At 53.7% G+C, this 20,097-nt stretch carries 13 protein-coding genes; 5 read left to right on the forward strand and 8 right to left on the reverse strand.

The features are described 5' to 3' along the window. Nucleotides 1-26: 26 nt before the first annotated feature. From QWF21_RS08380 to QWF21_RS08390, 3 genes are all read right to left on the reverse strand, one after another. Nucleotides 27-320 (reverse strand): hypothetical protein, encoded by a 294-nt coding sequence (locus QWF21_RS08380; protein WP_330087602.1) that lies wholly within the window; start codon nt 318-320, stop codon nt 27-29. Nucleotides 321-427: 107 nt separating this feature from the next. Further along, nucleotides 428-4,402, reverse strand: a complete 3,975-nt coding sequence (locus QWF21_RS08385; RefSeq protein WP_330087603.1) for an alpha-1,6-glucosidase domain-containing protein — start codon at nt 4,400-4,402, stop codon at nt 428-430. Between the two features lie 39 nt (nt 4,403-4,441). Beyond that, entirely contained in the window at nt 4,442-7,285 is a 2,844-nt protein-coding gene (locus QWF21_RS08390; protein ID WP_330087604.1) for a TonB-dependent receptor, read from the reverse strand. 281 nt (nt 7,286-7,566) lie between these two features. On the opposite strand from QWF21_RS08390, the gene QWF21_RS08395 reads away from it, so the two are divergent. Continuing rightward, nucleotides 7,567-8,991, forward strand: a complete 1,425-nt coding sequence (locus tag QWF21_RS08395) for a hypothetical protein (RefSeq protein WP_330087605.1) — start codon at nt 7,567-7,569, stop codon at nt 8,989-8,991. Nucleotides 8,992-9,000: 9 nt separating this feature from the next. Here the strand turns inward: QWF21_RS08395 and QWF21_RS08400 are convergent, their stop codons facing one another. After that, entirely contained in the window at nt 9,001-10,230 is a 1,230-nt protein-coding gene (locus QWF21_RS08400; protein ID WP_330087606.1) for a hypothetical protein, read from the reverse strand. Between the two features lie 78 nt (nt 10,231-10,308). Between QWF21_RS08400 and QWF21_RS08405 the strand changes: the two genes are divergently transcribed. Beyond that, entirely contained in the window at nt 10,309-10,521 is a 213-nt protein-coding gene (locus QWF21_RS08405; protein WP_330087607.1) for a hypothetical protein, read from the forward strand. A gap of 18 nt (nt 10,522-10,539) precedes the next feature. Here QWF21_RS08405 and QWF21_RS08410 read toward each other — a convergent pair whose 3' ends face one another. Further along, entirely contained in the window at nt 10,540-11,073 is a 534-nt protein-coding gene (locus tag QWF21_RS08410) for a DUF3617 domain-containing protein (protein ID WP_330087608.1), read from the reverse strand. Between the two features lie 195 nt (nt 11,074-11,268). Between QWF21_RS08410 and QWF21_RS08415 the strand changes: the two genes are divergently transcribed. After that, nucleotides 11,269-13,383 (forward strand): TonB-dependent siderophore receptor, encoded by a 2,115-nt coding sequence (locus tag QWF21_RS08415; protein WP_330087609.1) that lies wholly within the window; start codon nt 11,269-11,271, stop codon nt 13,381-13,383. Between the two features lie 23 nt (nt 13,384-13,406). Further along, nucleotides 13,407-14,546 (forward strand): DUF1624 domain-containing protein, encoded by a 1,140-nt coding sequence (locus QWF21_RS08420; RefSeq protein ID WP_330087610.1) that lies wholly within the window; start codon nt 13,407-13,409, stop codon nt 14,544-14,546. 21 nt (nt 14,547-14,567) lie between these two features. On the opposite strand, the gene QWF21_RS08425 is transcribed toward QWF21_RS08420, so the two are convergent. Both QWF21_RS08425 and QWF21_RS08430 read right to left on the reverse strand, forming a co-directional pair. Continuing rightward, nucleotides 14,568-15,899: a DUF2235 domain-containing protein gene (locus QWF21_RS08425; protein ID WP_330087611.1), complete on the reverse strand. Its 1,332-nt coding sequence runs from the start codon at nt 15,897-15,899 to the stop codon at nt 14,568-14,570. Between the two features lie 110 nt (nt 15,900-16,009). Continuing rightward, a complete protein-coding gene (locus QWF21_RS08430) occupies nt 16,010-16,996 on the reverse strand; it encodes a 2-dehydropantoate 2-reductase (protein ID WP_330087612.1) in 987 nt (328 codons plus the stop codon). A gap of 175 nt (nt 16,997-17,171) precedes the next feature. Between QWF21_RS08430 and QWF21_RS08435 the strand changes: the two genes are divergently transcribed. Then, nucleotides 17,172-19,376: a TonB-dependent receptor domain-containing protein gene (locus tag QWF21_RS08435; protein ID WP_330087613.1), complete on the forward strand. Its 2,205-nt coding sequence runs from the start codon at nt 17,172-17,174 to the stop codon at nt 19,374-19,376. Nucleotides 19,377-19,415: 39 nt separating this feature from the next. On the opposite strand, the gene QWF21_RS08440 is transcribed toward QWF21_RS08435, so the two are convergent. Beyond that, nucleotides 19,416-20,078, reverse strand: a complete 663-nt coding sequence (locus tag QWF21_RS08440; RefSeq protein WP_330087614.1) for an SDR family oxidoreductase — start codon at nt 20,076-20,078, stop codon at nt 19,416-19,418. Between the last annotated feature and the right edge of the window lie 19 nt (nt 20,079-20,097).

A 20,097-nucleotide genomic window follows, 5' to 3' on the forward strand; every position in this document is an offset into this window, starting at 1 on the left:
GCAATCCCATCACCGCCACAAGCTGCTTAGTCGGCAATCAGCCGGCTTTGAGTGAGCAGCGTGCACTGATACCCCCAGCCACGCTGCCGCTCGATAAAGTCAGCGGCTTTTTGCGCGCAGTATCCAGCTTCATTTCGGGCCCGCCATAACACCTGCTGCTCGCCTTCACGGCTGTAATGCACTTCGCACGGCAGCTCCCCTCCTTCCGGGTAAACCACCTCAATCAGGCGTACCGAGTCGCCACGGGTGCATTGGGTGGTTTGAGGTTGGCCAGCTAGCGCTGGCAGGCTAAACAACAGTATCCAGTACAGTAGTTTCATGTTTTATCTCCCACAGTTACCGACTAAGCAGTATAGCAAAGTCATACCGCTTTGCTGCGTATCAAAAAAGGGGACCCGAAGGTCCCCCACAAGGCCAGGAAAAGTCGTTAATCTGCGGTCACGGTAAACACCGGTGCCGTTGGCTCGCTGGCGTCGATGGTAAAAGTGTAATCACCGGCTGCCGGGAAGCTCAGGTTCAGGTTGCCGCCGTTAAACACCAGCGTCTTCCCTACCCCCAGCTCCATGGCGCCGCCGTCATCACCGGCACCGTAATTGATGTCGGCCCAGTCGGCATCGGCAAACTTAAACTCGTAGTTTTGTGCCTCCAATGTCATGGTGACCTGATACTGATCAGCCCCAATGTACTGGAAGGGCATGCTGGTCCCCCAGTCCGTCAAACTGCCACGCAGATAGATGGTGGTCGCCCCATAAGGCCGCTTCTCTTCCACCAACAGCACCGGCGCTTCCGGATTACCAGCATTCAGGCTAAAGCGATAGGTGCCGGCTGTTGCTATGGTCAGCCGCAAGTTGGCACCCTGACGCGCCAGCGTCTTGTTGCTGCCCAGCACCACGTCGGCACCATCAGCGCCGCCGCCAAAGTCCACGGAGCTCCAGTCGGATGAAGCTACTTTGAACTCATAGTCGCCCGCTTCCAGATAACGCTCCAGCGCATAGATATTGCCACCTTCGTACAGCATCTCATCGTCGGTGCTCCAGCCATTCATGCCGCCACGCACAAAGACACTGGTGGCTTCATACGGCGGGATATCCGGTGCGCCAGTCGTCGCATCGGCCGACAGGCCTTCGCCCTGGTCGCCATGCTGCGGTTTGATAAAGACCGCCATGGTGCGCGCCGGGACCACAAAAGTGCCTTCGTCATTGCCTTGCTGGAAATAGGCCGAGCGCACGCGGCTATCAACCGAAGCCTGCTGGATCGGGTGCAAATCAAAGTCCTGTGCGGTTGGGATGCTGTGCGCTACTTCATGGGCACTGCCGTTGATCACCACTACCAGCGCATCGATGGTTGGATCCAGATCGGCCAGACCCAGCCCATCGTCGATGCTCATCACAATCAAGCCAGGAGTCTGGTTGCTGCCAACATTGTGAAAACCTACCCGGTCCATCACATCCTGGGCGGTCCGCAAGCGGAACAACGGATGTTGACTGCGAATGCGCAGGAACTCGTTAAAGACTTCAGCAGCAAAGGAAATATCCTCCGGCTGCACTGCGGTATTGGGGTTTAAAAACAAACGGGCAATCGCATCCCAGTTGCCTTCATTTTTTTCTGCCAATGGCAGCCCCACCGCCCAGTTATTGGTCTGGAAAGTGAAATCCACGTAATTGAACCAGTCGCCGGAGTCGTAACTGTCTCTGTCCATCGACTTGGAGCGCAGGAAATCACCCCCCAATTGCAGAAAGGGAATGCCCTGGCTCATCAGCGGAATGGCAATGGAGATGTTTTGCGCCCGGACCCTGTCTGCCGCAGACATCTGCTCATCCAGCCGGTACTGCAACTGATCCCACAGCGTTTCATTGTCGTGCTTGGAGACGTAGTTGATGATATCGGCTGGCATTTCAGCATAGCCAGCTGGCTGACCATTCCAGTTTAAGCTGGATGCCGGGCCCGAGCTGCCACGATGCGTCAGCAGCACATAGTCTTTTAAAGTAGCTGCCAGGCTAACCCGGATGATGTCCAGCTCGCTGCGATCTGAGTCACTTAGCTCCGACTTGAATAACGCCGCGCTGCGCACCCCTTCCCGAATGCGATCGTTGAAGGTACCGACCGCAGTGCCAGCCATATCCTGCTGCTTGGCCTGGGTAAACAAGCGGTTATTGGCCACTTCGCCAAAGTTCCAGCCTTCGCCGTAGAAGTAGGTGTCTGGGTCGACCGCACGGACTGCCTCACGGGCCGCCAGAATGTCTTCTTTGCGGTGATGGCCCATAATATCGAAGCGGAAATCGTTGTAGCCGAAGTCCCGCGCCAGGATCACCAGCGAGTCGCGGATAAACTTATCCATCATCCGGTGCTCAGTGGCGGTATTCTCACAGCAGGTCGAGCGTTCAATCACCCCGGTGCTTTCGTTGTAGCGGTGGTAGTAGCCCGGCACTATTTTGTCGAACACCGACTTATCAAACAGACCGGACGAACTGGTATGGTTGTAGACCACATCCAACGCCACCCGCAGTCCCATCTCATTCAAGGCCTGGATCATGGCCCGCACTTCCCGCACCCGGGCCGGTCCCTCTACCGCGGTGGCAAAACTGCCTTCCGGCGCAATAAAGTGGTGTGGGTCATAACCCCAGTTAAAGCCATCCAGATGCCGCATCGACTGCACCAGTGCCTGAGCTTTGGTTTCATACGGCAGGTAGCTTTCCAGAACCGAGATGATGGTAGCGCTGTTGCTTTCGATACCACAGACCGGTGCCTGCGGGTTCAGCTGACACAAGCGACCAACAGTATCGGTGATTTCCACCCGCTGGCTGACATCCTCATTGATATTGGCCTGATCCGTCGCGGGCAGCACGTGAAAGTGGGTGACGCCCGCCTCGGCCAAACGCCGCAGATGCTGCACCGGCGCCGAGTCTTCTTCGGTGAAAGCCAGGTACTTGCCGCGCCAGCCGGCCCGGGTGCTGATATCACGGATACTAAAATCACGGATATGGCCTTCGTAAATCACAATGTCTTCCGGGTGCTGCACCACGGGCACTGGACGCTGATCCCAGCCTTCCGGCTTGAAGTCATCGTCGTTCAGATCGACAAACTGACTGAAGCGACCATTCATCGACACATTCAGCGAATAAGGATCGGTTGCTTCCATCACCTCAATGGCGCGGCTCAGAGGGTGGTAAGCGGTGACCTGATAACGGTAGAACAACCGGTCCAGCTCGTCACGGCCAGTGCTGTACGACCAGACACCAGTCTCGCTGTCGTAATCCATCAACACACTGTCTTGCAGATTTTTTGCAGCATTGTAGACCTGCAAACGCACCTCATGGGCGGTGGGTGCCCAGACCGCGGTATGGATGCTGCCCGCCTCGTAATGAATCCCCAGCTGGGCCGAAAGGGCACTGTTCTCGCCATAGGCATAAAGATCATCCAGCACTTTGGCGGCCTGCACCCAGGTTGCTGTCAGTAACTCACCCTCTTGATTGTAGGCTGCCAATGCCAGCTGCTGACGCGCCAGTTGCTTAGCTGTCGCCCGATCCACATCCAGCATAAAGGCAGGCTGATCGCCAAGGTGAGGCACCAGCGCCCGCTGCGTATCGGTTAAATCCACCGGCACCAGTTCAATCGACTGGCCAGTCAAATCCTCATCCAGTACCTGAATGCCAGCCTCGGCATCGTGAAACAACCGTACCCGGTTGGCGGCCCAGACATCGGCATTCCAGATCAAAGTATGCTGATCGATCCAGTGTGCCGCCGCACCCTGCACACTGACACCCAACGACAGCAGCGGGTATTCAAACACCGAAGCCACTCCGGAGAAGGTCCAGTTCATGCGGGCAAAATCCGGGTCGTCTTGCGACAACGGCATGGTGAAATCACCACCGCCCATCTCTTTGCCGGAGTCTTCGGTGCCAATATGGATAATAAAATTACCGCAAGCGCCTTCGGTACCGGCATAGCCCTCTTTCAGCTCCAGCAACCAGTAGGCACCGTAGTTGGGATCGATGCCGGTAATGGGCAGACCATTGTCCCAGGAGGGGGCTATCGACGCTGGTTGGTAAGCATCGCAGGCATCGTTGTTCCAGGTGTGCAGCCGCCAGCCATCGTAGTTGCCATCCTGCGGCCTTTTGTAAAACAGCACCGCCTGGTTTTCATTCGGGAAAATGATCGGGTCCGGCGCATTGGGGTCCGCCCCCACCACGCAACTTTCATTCATCGCATCCGGCACTGTGGGTGCAGGGCACTGGATTGGCGGTGGATCAATACAGGCCGTGCCGGCCTGATTCGGAATTTGCGGTACAGCGCAGGTCAACAGGACCTGGCCCTGCTCGGTGGAATCGCCGCCGCAGGCACTGAGCAACAGCAACAGCAGCGCACTGGCACCCAGCTTCAGGCATTGTTTCATACTAGACATTTTTCTTGCTCCAATTCGTAGTCAGTTCCGTGCTCAGTGTCAGAAGACATACACAGCGCCGAGAAAATACTGGCGGCCAAAGAACTGCAGGGTGCCGGTCTGGGCCTGCTGCCCAAAGTAACTTTTGGTCGGTTCATCGGTCAGGTTATTGACCTGAAACAACAACTTCAGATGGTCGTTCCACTGATAACCAGCCTGAAAGTCGACCACGGTTTCGCTGTGAAAGTTGGTGACCTGCTCATCAATGCCAATCTGGGTGGAGACAAAAGGCGAGCGATAGCGGCCGCTGATGCGGGCCTCAAAACCTTCATACTCCCAAAACACGGTGGCGGTCAGGACTTCGCGGGATAAACCTTCAAAGCTCATGGGCACCGGATCGCCTCCCAGCGGATTGACCAGATTGACCTCACTCTGGGTGTAGGAGTAGCTGCCACTGACCCCAAGACCAGACCAGAAATCCGGCAGGAAATTAAACACCTGGGTGTAAGCCAGTTCCAAACCCCGAATGTAACCGCCATCGTCGTTGTTGACCGCGGTAGAAAAAGCGCCATTAAAGGTCGCTCGCGGAATACCATCCTCGTTAATGATCTGATCCGGTACCGGGAAACCGGCGGCTTTAAAATCAAACTCCTGAATGGTGAAGTCATTGATAAAGGACTTGATGTCCTTGTAAAACAAGGCCGCAACAAAAGCGCCGGCCGGGAAGTACACTTCGTAGGACAAGTCGTACTGCGTCGCTTCAAACGGCCGCAAGAACGGGCTGTTTGAGCTGTTGCCACTGACTTCGCCATCGTCGCTGATAAAAATCGCGGTATTGGAGGCCAGCCGGTTAATCGGTGGCCGCGAAATCACTTTGGCAGCGGCAAAACGCAGCTGGGTGCTGTCGGTCAACCCTAAGTTCAGGTTCAGGCTGGGTAAGTAATGGGTGTAAGTATCGCCGATAATGCCCGGGGCATAGCGGCCGTTGATCAAGCCAACCTCATCGACAATAAACTGGGCCCCTTGCAGCGGGTCGCCACCGACATTGGCCAGATCAGTCGCCGACTGATCGGTATGCACCCGCCGCACCCCAACATTACCGCGCAGCGGCAGGCCAAAAATTTCGGTATCCAGATTGGCCATCAGATAAGCGGCCAGCACATCCTCAAACACCCGGCCACTTTCCTGCACCGACCAGCTGTAGTTCGGTCCCACGCCGGGCGTCGGGCTGTTGATCACATCCGGGTTGCCGCTGCCCCAGGTTTGCACCGGCTGCGGGATGCCCTGCGGGAACCAGGCATTTAGCGCTTTATCCAAATCAATCGCCAGGTAGCTGGGGAAGTAACTGAATTTGCCTTTAAAATCGACCACATCCACCATGTCCTGCGTTAAACGCAGCGGCGGTTGTGAGCTCAGGAAGGCACCATCACTGCCGTATTCGAACACCGAACGATCGTTGCTGTAACGCCGCTCGGAATAACGCACCCCGGCCTCAATCGAGCGCAGTACCGGCAGGTCCAGCTCGTAACTCAAATCCAGCTTATAGGCATTGACCGCATCGGAGTTTACATAAGGGTAAATGCCGTATTTGCTGACCATCACCCGGTCGATATCGGAAAAGGCCGCCGCCTGATTAAAGCCCATATCCGGCAGGTTCAGTCCATTCAGCAAGTAGCTGATCGACACATTGGTATCCAGGACCGGTACCTCGGCATTGGCGTCCTCGGCCACCAGCGACCACAGCAAGCCATTGCGGAAATCGCTGCTGGCAGTCGAGCGTGACACATCCAGCGACAGATTAAGCCGGTCGGTCACATCCCAGTCGGCATTCATGCCAAAACTGTTGACCTTATTGAAGTCACGATTGTCATCGTTGACGATTTCCACCCGGGTAAAGCTTTGTGAAGTGCGGTTAAAGGTACCGCCAACCACCGAGCTGTTATTGAGCACAGGGTTGCCGACAGCGGCACTGGCCCCACCCAGTTTTACCCGAAAGCCGCGGGCAAAAGCTTCTTTATCAAAGCGCGATAAAAACGCATCGGCTTTTAAGGTGAAATTACTGACCGGCACCCACTCCACCGAGGCCAGATAACCATTGCGGGTCTCTTCACCACCCCGGTGCTGGATCTCAAAACCTTCACTGAGAAACTCCGGCTGACCATTACCGGTAACATCTTTTTGTGCATTGTAAGCCAGGCCAATAAACTGGGTTGCGACACTGGGCTGGTACAAGCGGGCATAGCCCAGCGCCAGCCCCAGGGTGTCGTCCAGATATTTGCCCTGATACGAAAAACTAAAGCGGTGGCCCACACTCTGACCATCCGGCACTTCACTGGCCCGGTCGTTGTACATACCGCGCAAATTTACCGTGAAACTATGCTGTTCGGCGTTGCGCAGCGGGCTGGCTGTTTCCAGCTCGACGGTACCGGCCACACCGCCTTCAATCAAGGAAGCTTTCGGCGACTTGTACACGGCCGCCGAATTGATCAGCTCCGACGGGTACTGATCAAATTCAATATTCCGCTTACCGCTGGTAGACACCTGCTCGCGGCCATTTAAGGTGGAAAACACAAAGCCACCCGACATGCCACGGATATTTATCTCGGCAGCCTGACCACCGGTACGAACTGCCGATATCCCCGGCAAGCGGGTCAGCGCATCGGCCATCGATACATCCGGTAAAGCGCCTAAATCATCGGCCGAAATGGTCTCGGATACGATGTCGCTAAAGCGTTTGGCGTCCAGTGAGCGGAATAAGCTGCTGGCGAAGCCCCGCACCTGGATCACTTCCACCTGTTCTTCGACACTGGCTGGCACACCCTGTTCTGTATCAGCCATAGCCAAACCACTGACACCGGCGGCAGCAAGCGCCAGTGTCAGCAGCGTTTTTCTGGTCTTCAACATGTCTGTTGTCCCCGTTTTTCTTGTTGTTATGGCGGGTTTTCGTCGTTACACCCTGTCGCACCAACCCACCCGGCATCGGTGATGCCTTGCACAGTTATGGACAGAAATTAACCAATGGACAAGATGAATACGTATTCATAGCTCATTTACTAAAGTCGTGATGCACCTAAATGAAGCAGCCATCAAGTAACGCAGTTCTCTTTACTTTCGATGCCAATCAAGTATGTTAGCTACCAGATAAAGCTCCATGTCCATACCGACCATCCAACGGAGTAGCACTTGTGGTCAAAACTGCAGCTCACACCACCAGCTCAACTGTGTCTATGCGGCAACTGACCCGGCTGCTGCATCTGCTGTATCAACCAAATAATCCAAATGATTCGCTGTATGGGCTGATGCGGCGTTTTTTTCAGCATGAGCAAGCTGCTAGGCTGGAACTCGCCACTTTGCAGCAGCATTGGCAACAAGCAAAGCAACAGCAAGCACCGGATATCAGCCTGCATCGCAGCCGTTATAACGAGCGGCATTATCAGTTAGAACAGCAGCGGCAACGCCGACTGGAGCAATGCATGCACTGCTGTGAGTTGCTGCTGCAATTATCCGAGGGCAGCCAGCCAGCGGAAACCTTGACCCGTTCGGCCAGGATCCTGGGCAGTTTGCAACTATTGGTACCAGAGCAACCCAGACGCACTCTGGAAGTGCAATTTAGCTTCAAGCTGCTGTACAAAATGGTACTGACCTTGCGTTTATTGCAACATCGACTGGAGCGCAGCTTAATGCCAGCCAGCTGGCAATTATGCTGGCAGCAACGTCAGACAGAAGAAGCTGCGGAGGCAGACTGTCCGTTCCGCCATCAGATCCAATTGCCCTTGCTGCTGGCCACCATGCTACAGGAATATGGGCAACTGCATCCATCGGCGCAAAAGTTGCTGCAAAATGCAGAGCGTCGCATCGATCCATTAACCGAATTCAGCAGTGAAGAACGTTATCAGTTTTTACTGCAAAGCCATCAGGGTAGTTTGCAGTTATTGCAACAGGGGTTAGGCCATTGGCCTTATCAAGGTGCGGACAAGCAAGCACGACAATGGCATGAGCAACAGCAGCAAGCCCAACAACAATGGATTATGCAACTGCTGGAAGCAGCACAAGCACCAGGTACCAGCATTGGCAACCTGTTGAAAGTCCCTCAGGTCTATACTTCTATTGTGATGCCGGGGCGAAAGCGCTTCCGCTACGAGTCACTACCTAAAGCAGCCTTATTATTAAAGCAGGGCGTGCAACAGCAACTCTACAGTGCCGATTGGGTCGATCAACTGCTCAGAATCACCGGCTTATTTCCGCAAGGTTATGGCCTGGCTTTTATTCCGGCGAAACACAGTGTGCAAAGCCGGGATAAGTACGAATTTGCCATCGTCAATGCACTTTACCCAACACAGCCTCAGGTGCCACACTGCCGCATTGTCACCCGGCAGTTGCAGTACAAAAATACCGGCAAAGATTATCAGATCCCGATCGCACAGAACCTGTATTTCCGCCCCGCCCGCAAACAACTGGAGGTGATACCAACAGAGCGGCTGCAAGAAATTTTGGCCAAGCTATTTGACGATGCCGAACAGCGCTTCTTGCGCCAGTTGCTGCCGCGCTGCTGGCAGCCGCACGATTTTTTCAGCCAGCCCGCGCACCAGAACTTGTGGAATAAGGGTTGAACAACCTTGTCAGAAAGGAATAAAAACCTGAATATTACCACCACCAAACTGCAGATTATGCAGCTTAACCGTTGGGTTAATCAGTACGTAGGCCCCGCTTTGACTGCTAAGCGACCAGATAACATTTGGGCTTAACTTTGATAACCAGCCATGGTCTTTTAACGGCTCATCACTTTGCTGACGGAACTCACTGCGTATATGGGCATACCCCGCATAAATCGTAGGACGCCATAGCCAGCCCTCAGCCAAAGGCCGCTCGGCACGCAGATAACCAAAAGCTTCACGGCGGTATTCAGCAGCACGGTCACCATCAGCAAAGCGGCTGTCTTTTTCGTCCAACCGATTGAGCTGCATGCCCACAGCCTGCAACTGCGGCGAAGACAACCACTGCCACTCCATGTTCAGCTGCTGAAAACGGCGCTGCAACTGCCAATCCTGGCCTGCATCCGGTTGCGGTAGCTCCTCAGCACTACGACGGCCATAAAGCCCTTGCCCTTCAATAATAAAACGGGCTTTTTGACGCACATTCAGTTGCCAGTGGATACCGGCAGAGTATTGCTCATCCGTGAACAACTGCTGCAACTCATGATTAGCAAAGCGGGTCTTAAGATTCAAGTTGATAAAAGTGCTTAATTTATGCCCGGAAAAATCCTTACCACCAGCAGCATAAAGGGTCAGAGGACTGCGCTGATAGCGGTTGTCACTGTAGGTTTTATTGTTGTAGAACACATCGGCAAACACCAGAGCACCACTGAACCAGCTGCCATCGGCAAAGTAACGGTTTGCTTCCAGTTGCAGATCCATATCTTCCTTGGCGCTGTTCACCTCGCCCCAAAGGCCCAGGTCCCAGTGTTGTGAACTCTGATAACCTGCGCCAAATAAGGTGCGATCATAGGCACCATCCAGGTCTTCCGAGCGTTTATGCCGTATACCAACAAAAACCGGTGCCTCGAAGGTTAGTTTTTGTTGCAGCTGTGAGTGAATGTAAAACTCTTTGCCCCGATTGCTGCCACCCGTACCGTACCAGCCATTTTGCTGCCATAAAGGCGTTGCACCTTGCAACGGTTGCTCGGTAAAACTCAAGCGCTGTAAGAAACTTTCTCGGTTGTAATCGAAAGAGCGTCCTTCAAGGCGTTCCAGACGAAATGGTTCGGGGCCCTGCCAACCCAAGGCGGCCTGAGCCATAGGGGTAATCAAACAAAAGAAAGTGGTTAACCAGCAATACTTACGATAATTCATCGGATCTTGTTATGAAAAATAACGGCACTTTGCCTGCCCCTGGCTGAACCAAATCTGAACCACTTGCTAAGCTGCGGTATGAGCCGCATTGAACTGCTGGACCGGGCTGGCGAGCCGATAAGCAAAGATGTTGAAGTGCATGCCGTTAGCATCGAGCCTGGACAGGCAGGTCAGCGAGTCGAAACCTGGTCTTATATTTTACCTGGCTCTATCGGTGGCAACTACCTGGTCAGTATTACGCTGGTACAAGGAAAAATCACCGTTATTGAACGCCAGCAGCAAAAACGCTAACGCGGCTAAAAGGCACCATTAACCGCAATCAGCTTGTAGCCACTTGCCTTGCTGCTGCATGGTCATGCGTTCTGCGCGGCCATTAACCTCAGTGGTAAACTCCGCATTGCTGCGATAGGCGCGGCGACTTTCCAGCACCATTTCACCCTGACCGCGGGAGGGCGGGTTGGTCTGGCAATGAAAGGTAAATTCAAAGCGATTGTTGCCCTTGGGCGTTAAACTTTGCTCACAGCCTTCCTGCTGCGGCAACATGCCCTGCTCAATATCTTGTTGGGTTAAACAGACCTGGATCGAGGAACTGGTGCCACCAAATCGAATGCCCTGTTGTTCCAGCATCGACTCCATCATCTGGCGCTGCGCTGCGGGCAAGTTTTCCAGCTGCCGCTTGGCCTCTTCCATCGCCCGTTCCAGCTCGCCGCTTTCGCTTTGTATGGTAAAACTGTGTTCCCACAAGCCGGGATCCATATCCAGTTTCAGTGAATTAGCCTGCAAAGGGAAAATACATGAAGCGAGCAGAATGGCCGCTGATGCGGGCATCAAAATAGATTTCATAACAAGCATCCTTGTTGTTGCATCAAAAAATAGCCAGGACTTCCCGCTCCGGCGTTGGGTTCAACCAATAAGGTTAGTCGCTGAATGGTTAAATTGCCAGCTTGCTGACAGAGACCATTACATTATTACTTCCCAATAGATGAACTGTTATGTTATAACGTTTAGCCAATTTTACCACGCACTAGCCTATATCCTATGCCGCTATCGACTCTAACCCAACTCTGCCTGCTGTGTGCCACCGCTGGCAGCACTGCTGTATCTGAAATTCCAGAGGCTAGCCTAACCGACAGTGAACAAGCCGTTATCGAACATATTCGTGTGTACCACAGGCAAGCGTATCGCGGCGATGTACCACTGCGCCTGCAGCCACAAGCGGTGGAAACCATCAATCTGGAGCTATTAACGGATACAGGGATCAGTAGTTTTCAGCAGGCACTGGATTTATCCGGCAGCATAGCACGGCAAAATAATGGGGGAGGCCTGTGGGACAGCTTCTCTATCCGTGGCTTTCCTGGTAATGAAAACATGCCATCAGGTTATCTGGTGAATGGTTTTAATGCGGGCCGTGGCTTCAGCGGTAACCGCGACTTGTCCAACATTGAATACATTGAAATTATGAAAGGCCCTGGCTCTGCGTTGTTTGGTCGTTCAGAGCCTGGTGGCACGGTCAACATTATCACCAAAAAACCACAATTTGAGCCACAAGGCTATCTGCTGTTTTCCGCCGGCAAGTTTGATCAGTACCGGCTGGAAGGTGATTACACCAACGGTGTCACGGATCAGTTAGCGATACGTCTAAACGGTGCTGTGCAGGATTATGGTAGTTTCCGTGACTTTGTCGGCAACGAGAAAACCGTCTTTACGCCTTCAATCAGTTATCGGATTCACCCAGGCAGCACTCTGAACTATGAATTCGAGTACCTGCAGCAACGGCAATTATTTGACCGTGGTGTGGTGGTACTCAACAACGATCTACGTACTTTACCGCGCTCACGCTACCTGGGGGAGCCCGATGATGGCCCGACAAAAGTACATGCCAGTGGCCATCAGTTAACTTTAGACAGCAGCCTGTGGCAGCGCTGGACTTTGCTGGCCGGCCTTGGGTATCGCACATCCTCCCTGCAGGGTTACTCGTCGGATGCCGAGCTGGCAGAAGCCCGCCAGAGCCTGTTCGAGGATGGTGAAACCCTGACCCGACAACGTCGTTACCGTGATTACGACTCAAAAGATTTGACGCTGCGCTTTGAGCTAAGCGGCAATGTCCAGTTGGCTGGGGTAACCCACCATCTGTTGCTGGGAACCGATGCTTTTGATTACAGTCTGTACACCCGTCTGGATCGTTTCCGCGGCCCGGCAGGCAGCTACAGCCTGAATATTTATCAACCGATCTATGGTGGTACCGCTGCTGAACCTGTGAACTTATACATCAACGATGAGACACAACGCGGCATCGGTCTGTACCTGCAGGATCATCTTGCTTTCACCGAGCGCTGGCACTTGTCTGCCGGGCTACGACTGGACCGCATTAAACAGCAACTCACTGAGCAGGTCAGCGGTGTAGCCAGTGAGCAGCAGTTTACCCAGTTCAGCCCACGCTTTGGCCTGGTGTATCAATACAGTCCACACTTAACCTTTTACAGCAACTATGCCGAAGGCTTTGTGCCCCTGAGCGGCACCGACTTTAACCGTACCATGTTTGAACCGGAGCAAAGTGAGTCGCTGGAGCTGGGTGCCAAATTTAGCCTGGATGCAGTGCAAGGTACCATCACGCTGTTTCAGGCAGAAAAATCCAATATTCTGACGTCAGATCCGTTGAATGCTACTTTTCAGGCAACCCTTGGCCGGGCCCGCAGCAGCGGCATAGAAATCGATCTACACAGCCACCTGAGTGACAGCCTCTACGCCGACTTTTCTTACGCCTATATGGATACCCATACCGTGGGTGAAGCCTTAAACCCGGATTGGGGCAGCCTGGTGCCAGCCGGCAGCCGCCTGGTGAATGTACCGAAACACAACGCCAGCCTGGTACTGACTAAGCTGTTGCAACTGGCTGGCAAAGACAGTAAAGCCGGTATTCGGCTACGGTTTGTGAGCAGCAGGTTGGGCGACTCCGTCAATCCGGACTATCAACTGCCGTCTTTCACGCTACTGAGCCTGTTTGCCAGCAGCGAACTCAGCGAAAAGCTAAGCGTGCAGCTGAATATTAACAACCTGTTCGACCGCCATTATGTGCACAACTCGTACAACGAACTCTGGACAGTGCCGGGCGAGCCACTGAGTTATCAAGCCAGCCTGCGCTATCAGTTTTAATTTTTCGGGAATAGCATAGCTTTATGTCAGAGACTCTGGTTAAAAAACGAATTGATGCGATTGATATGATGCGGGGCTTAGTGATCCTGCTGATGCTGCTGGATCATGTGCGTGAGCGATTCTACCTGCATATGCAGGTGTCCGATCCGATGGACATTGCCATCACCGAGCCCGGCCTGTTTTTCAGCCGCTTTGCCGCGCACTTTTGCGCTCCGGTATTTGTGTTTCTGACTGGTTTATCGGCCTGGTTGTATGCCCACCCGGCACAAGGTGTTCCACGCTCTGCACGTCAGTTTTTAGTAAAGCGGGGCCTCTTTCTGGTTGCTCTTGAGATCACCCTGATTACGGTATCCTGGATGGGCAGTTATCAAACCATCTGGCTGCAGGTGATTTGGGCCATTGGCCTGAGCATGCTGGCACTGGCAGCTTTGCTGGCATTGCCATATCGCGTGCTGGCCCTGTTGGGGCTACTGATTGTCTTTGGCCACAATGCCTTAACACCGATCAACTTTATACCCGGTGATTGGGGCTACAGCCTGTGGACTATCCTGCACGATCGCAACTATTTGCTGCAAAGCGATTGGCTAACTATCAGAGTAAGTTACCCGGTGCTGCCATGGATTGGTGTGATCCTGCTGGGTTATGTCGCAGGTCCCTTGTATCAGATGGATGCACCAGTAAGACGGCAATGGCTACTTCGCCTGGGAACAGGCGCTTTACTGCTGGTTTTGCTACTGCGTGGTTTCAATATTTATGGTGAAACCTTGCCCTGGCAACTGCAAGCGAGTGCAGTGGCCAGCCTTATGTCCTTGCTTAACTTTACCAAGTACCCACCGTCACTGCATTTTTTGCTGATTACGCTAGGGGCTATGTTTTTACTACTGGCACAGATGGAGCGCTGGCACAACAAAGCAACAAAGGTACTGGTAACCTTTGGTTCCGTACCTATGTTCTTCTACATCTTGCATTTGTACGTACTGCTGGCACTGTACAGTCTCTGCTTTATGGTGTTTGGAGCCAATCAGGGAGCTTTGTTTGGCGTCGATCATCTCAGCCTGATCTGGCTGATTACGCTAGTGCTTGCTGTGGTGCTGTACTGGCCGACCAAGTGGTTTAGTCAGTACAAACACAGCAGCAGAAAAACCTGGCTCAGTTACTTGTAACCTTTACCACGAAAGCTGCTATCAGGCGGCAAAACGCAGCCCGGATTCATCACCGCGCTGCCAGACACAAACCGCCTGACGCAGCCCGGTTTTCTCAAAAGCCAGCTGTAATCGCGTGCCGGGTTGCATGTCCTTGCTGCAGCGCAGCCGCACCCCTCCTTGCTCACTGTAATCCAGCACCTGACATTCAAACGCCTCGGTGGATAAATACAAGCGGGCTGAATCAGCATCCGGTTTGGCAACCAAACGCGGGTATTGCCGGCGCTCACTACCATCCGTTGCCTCCACCTTGGCGGCAGCATCCTGCATACCGCCTGGCAGGCTGGCAAGGTAGTCTGCCAATGTGGCAGGTAAATCCGGATTCTGCGGCTGATAATAACCCGACTCAATGCGCTGATAAACACTGCTGTGAACCCGCACTCCCATCGCAGCTTCATTGCTTCTACCATAAATACGGCGGATATAAGCTCCATTGTTGAGTAAAGCCAACAAACGATAAGGCCAGGTATAGGAGTTGTGTTCGCGCTGCATCGGGGCGGTTCGAAGCTGTTGTTCCAGATAGGGCTCGTCAAAACTCAATCCAAGCGCTCTGGCTTTTTCCAGCATCCACTCCAGACAGGTGTCCGATAACCCGGAACGGGGGTAACCACCGCCAATATCGGAATGAACACCGGCAAACCAGCATTGCTCAACCTGTTGATCAGGTTGTATCTCACCAGTCCACAAGTCCGGAGCAAAAGGCTCACGCTTTTCATCCAGTGCCAGCGCATGGTAGGCATATTTGACCAGCGGGCTTAAATGCGTATCAAAAAAACCAATCCGGGAGCGGCCCCAATGATTAAGCGCCAACACGGGTACCCCCAGAGCCCCAACGGTATCAAAAACCCCTACCATGCGAATGGTTGGTCGGTAGTTGTGCTGATAAGGGTTGTTTAACCATAGTGTTGCCCGTTGCTCGGGCGCTGAACGGTAGTAACGATAAGCTTCCCCTAATTCATGCAACTGCGGCTTTGACACCAACCCCAGCGCATGCACCATCCCTACCACAGCTCGTGCCGTATAAGCGCCACGACTAAAACCAAAGCAGTAGATTTCATCACCGCGCTGGTAGTTGTGGACTAAGAAGCGGTAAGCCCTTAACACATTACGGGCCACCCCCATGCCAAAAGCACCGCCAAAAAAGCGATCTACCCGACCAAAGGTGCCTACTCCCTGATCATAAAACACCACCTGATGACGGCCATCCTCCGCCATCGGCTGGATAGCCCGGGCAATCTTCACAATGTTGGTTGGGTTTTCCTGCGGTTCATTCCAGGTGCCATCACAGCATAGAATGATGCGTTTGGATGTCATGGCGATGCCTCCTTATGCGTTGCACAATGGCATACCGCCTGGCGGTAACGGCGCCTGTATTTAGCATAGCCTAAACTGATTAAAAAACACCCAGCAGTACGGTCTTTATCCTACCTACAAAGCAAACCACGGTTTTTGGCCATCAACCGGGTCAGACCATAGAGTGTATCGGTCCAGGGGGTAGCGAGATGCAGCCGCTGACCGATTTCCCGCACCGAGCCGACCAGCGCATCCAGTTCCAGACTGCGACCAGCTTCAGCATCCTGCAGCATCGAGGTTTTAAAAGCGCCGAGTTTGGCGGTGACGGCGAAGCGATCCTCGGTGCTTTGCTCAATGCTGCAGCCAATAGCCGCCCCTATTTGCCGGGCTTCTTCCATCACCCGGGCGGAAAAGTCCCGCACCAGCGCATCAGCCAGGATTTGATCGCAACTTGCATGGGTTAACGCGGATATCGGATTCATCGTCATATTGCCCCACAGCTTGTACCAGATATCGCGCTGGATCTGCTCTGACAGGCTGATTTGCAAGCCAGCTTGCTCCAGCAAGGCTGCCAGCTGTCGCAGTTGGGGGGTGATCTGGCCATCCGGCAGCCCCAGAATCAGGCCTTGCCCCATCACATGCGCTATCTGAGCAGGTGCTGTAGTGCGGCAACTGGCATGAATGACAGAGCCGATCACCCGCTCAGCCGGGATCAGCTGGCCAATCCGGCCATCCGGGTCTACGGTTTGCAGTGGGGCGGCAAGTAGCGCATCCGCGCCATGAAAAAACCACCAGGGCACCCCATTCATCGCCACCAACACCTTGCCGTGCTGGCCCATTAATTCGGCGACGGCCGGCGCGACACTCATTAATGACTGGGCTTTGACTGCCAGGATCACCAGGTCCTGCTCACCCAGTTCTGCTGGATTATCGCTGGCCCGCACCTGCACCTGATGCAGCTGACCGGCCTGCGTCAGTTGCAAACCATGCTGTCGGATGGCCTGCAGCGTGGCCCCCCGCGCCAATACCGACAACTGCACTTGCTGTGGCAGATGATGGCCCACTAAAACAGCCAGCCAGCCACCAATCGCACCGGCCCCGATAATTGCAATCTTCATGAAAAGCTCCCCTTTCAACAGAGTCCTCTTTATGACAAGGCCAACACTATAACAGCTGCAAGATGGAGGAAAACCCTGAAAATCATGAATAATAATGATTTCTATTTGCATTTGCTATATGTGCCGTTATCATATCCGCGCTTTTATCCCCATTCATTGATATTAGGATGATGTAATGAACTCTGTGTTTACCCTTAGTACCTTGTCTCTATTGTTATTAAACAGCTCCATATATGCGGCAGAACAGCTTACCGGGCAATCCCATACCGATGATACCGACACGGAAGTACTGCTGGTGATCGGCAGCCGGCTGGACAGCATGCAGCAGGAACTGGAAATCCCGCGTTCGATGACCATTATCACCGACAAGCATCTGCAAAATGCCATCACCCAGGAGCTGAGCGATGCGCTACGACAAACGCCCAGCATCGCTACCAGCAATAACAGCCGCCCCTTAGCCGGCCAAATCAGCATTCGGGGTTTTGGCAATGAGCGCATCCATCTGGATGTGGATGGTGTCCGCTACCAGCAATACAGCGATGGCTCTGCCACCAATGCGTATCTGAATCCACTGGATATTGACCCCAGCATAGTACGGGCGGTTGAAATAACCCGTGGTGCCGATGGCATTGCGCAGGGCAGTGGCGCCATCGGTGGTCAGGTCCGGGTAGTCACCAAAGGCGGCTGGGATTACACGGGAGGAGAAGCAGGGCTTGGCGGGGTATTACGGGCAGCTTATGGTGATGCGCCGGATCTGCGTCAGTATGGCTCAACGTTGTTCTATGCCGATGATAGCTTTGCGGCGGCCCTGCACAGCAACCGCCGTCGTTTTGGTGAAATGAAGGTCAACCTGACCGACAGCAGTGGTGAGCTGCGCGGCCAGACCAAACGTATCAAGAATGACAGCCAAAACGATGACCTAAGGCTAAAGCTCGAACACCGGCAAGGACATCATTATGTCAGTAGCCATACCCAGCTCACCCGCAATGATGTAGCCGACTTACCCTTTCGCAATACCGACAGCTGGGCCGATCAACCACTGACCGAAACCGAACGCAGCAAGCGTATTAGTCAATCGCTGGAGTACCGCTATCAGGGCGAACAGAGCTGGCAAAATCTGCAGGCCCAGTTGTATCTGCAACGCTTTGAGCGGGACCGCTTGCAACAGGGCGAGATCATTCTGGGCGAGCTGGTGTACCCGTTTCATAATGACGACAGCTTTCGTGATCAGAACCAGGGCTTGAAACTGAGTCAACAGTGGTTTCAGCAGGGACAAAGCTGGTCTGGCGTACTGACCAGCTTTCTGCAGATGGATCGGGGTCAGTTCCGCGATCATGCCTACGATCACTTAAGTGAATCAACCAGTACCTACTATGGCCGTAGCAAAGGCAGCAATTGGGCTGCCGGCATGCGGTATGATGCTGATTGGTCGCATTGGCTCAGCTCGGAGGCTGGTCTTCGTTACGATCAGTACCGGCGTCGCTCAGAGCAGTTCGAGGATGCAGGGGTCAACAGCGATGGCAGTTGGTCATCCAATCTTGGTGTGACCATCCGCCCCACCGAATGGTTGCGTTTCTACAGCCGTTATAACGAAAGCTTCCGCGGACCAAACTTACGTGAGCTGTATAAGCAAGACGAATGGCGCTGCCATCGTCCAACCAAGATTTGCTACAGCGCACCACAGCCGGATTTGCAAGCCGAAAAAAGCCGTAACCTGGAAGTGGGTACTGGTCTGGTTTTCCAACAATTGGCCTTCGCCGATCAACTGATGTTAAAACTCAATTGGTTCCAGACCGAAGTGCGTGACTTTATTGATACCGCACCTTTTATGTACAAGCTGGTCGATGGCGAGAAAGTTTTTGCCTCACCGCTGGAAGCCACCCACAGGGATTACTCCAGCCGCAATATCAGCAAGCTTGAGTCTCGCGGCTGGGAATTTGAACTGACCTACCGTTACCGGCAACTTGGTGTCTTTGCCAACTACAGCCGGGTGCGCATGGACGTGACCGGCATTCCCAACTTCTTTCTTGGGACCATTGAAGAACGCAGCCAGCCTTATGAGAGGGCGCCACAGGACAGTATCAATTTGGGGCTGAACTGGCAGTTACCGGCAGGGTTCAGCCTGACCACAGTGTCACGACTGACACGCGATATGAAACGACTGCCTCAGTTGTATCTGGATCGGGATATGGATGGCAAAGGCTCTCAACTGCATCATCTGTATCTGAGTTATCAGCCAGAATACAGTGGCTGGGACGGCCTGATAGTTCGTCTTGGCATTGAGAACCTGACCAACCGCAGCTATGCCCTTTGGCCGGATCCGGAGAATCAGAGTATGCCCGGCCGAAATACCAGGCTCAGTATAAGCTATCAGTTCTGATGCTGTGGCTGCCATGCATGCGTATGGCAGCTCATTCCTTTACCAGGGCAGGGCTTCACCGCTGCTGTGGAAAAACTGGCCGCTGGAGCCGGCATCAAGCTCGTTGATCCGCTCTACCAGACGACGGGCAGCCTCATCCGGGCTGATATCACCGGCAAAACCCACCATTTGAGTTTTAACAAAACCCGGATGGTAAATACCAACATAAATCTGCTGACTGGCCAAATCCAGGCTCAGCGACACACTGGCTGCGTTCAACGCGGCCTTAGCCATACGATAGCCGTAATAGGCACCGGAGCCATTGTCACTGATGGACCCCATCCGGCTGGTGATCATCGCAATCTTGCTGCCTTTTCTAAGCGCCGGCAGCATGGCGTGGCTGAGTACCAGCGGCGCCAGAGCATCGACCTGGAACTGGGCCTGAATACGGGATAAATCCAGCTCATTCAGTGTTTCATTGCTAAAAATACCAGCGTTATTGATCAGAATGTCGACCGAGTTGTTGGAAAACTGCTGCGCCACCTGCTGCAATTGCTCCGGCTGGCTAAAATCAATGCCACTGTGCACCGTCACATCCAGATCGGCCAGCTCAGCCGACATGGTGCGGCATAGCACCGTTACTTTGCAGCCCTTGGCTAAGTATTGTTTCACCAGCGATAAACCTATACCGCGGTTGCCTCCGGTAATCACTACATGTTGCATATGAATCAGCTCCCTGGTT

The organism is Alkalimonas mucilaginosa (assembly GCF_036327005.1).
Classification (GTDB): domain Bacteria; phylum Pseudomonadota; class Gammaproteobacteria; order Enterobacterales; family Alteromonadaceae; genus Alkalimonas; species Alkalimonas mucilaginosa.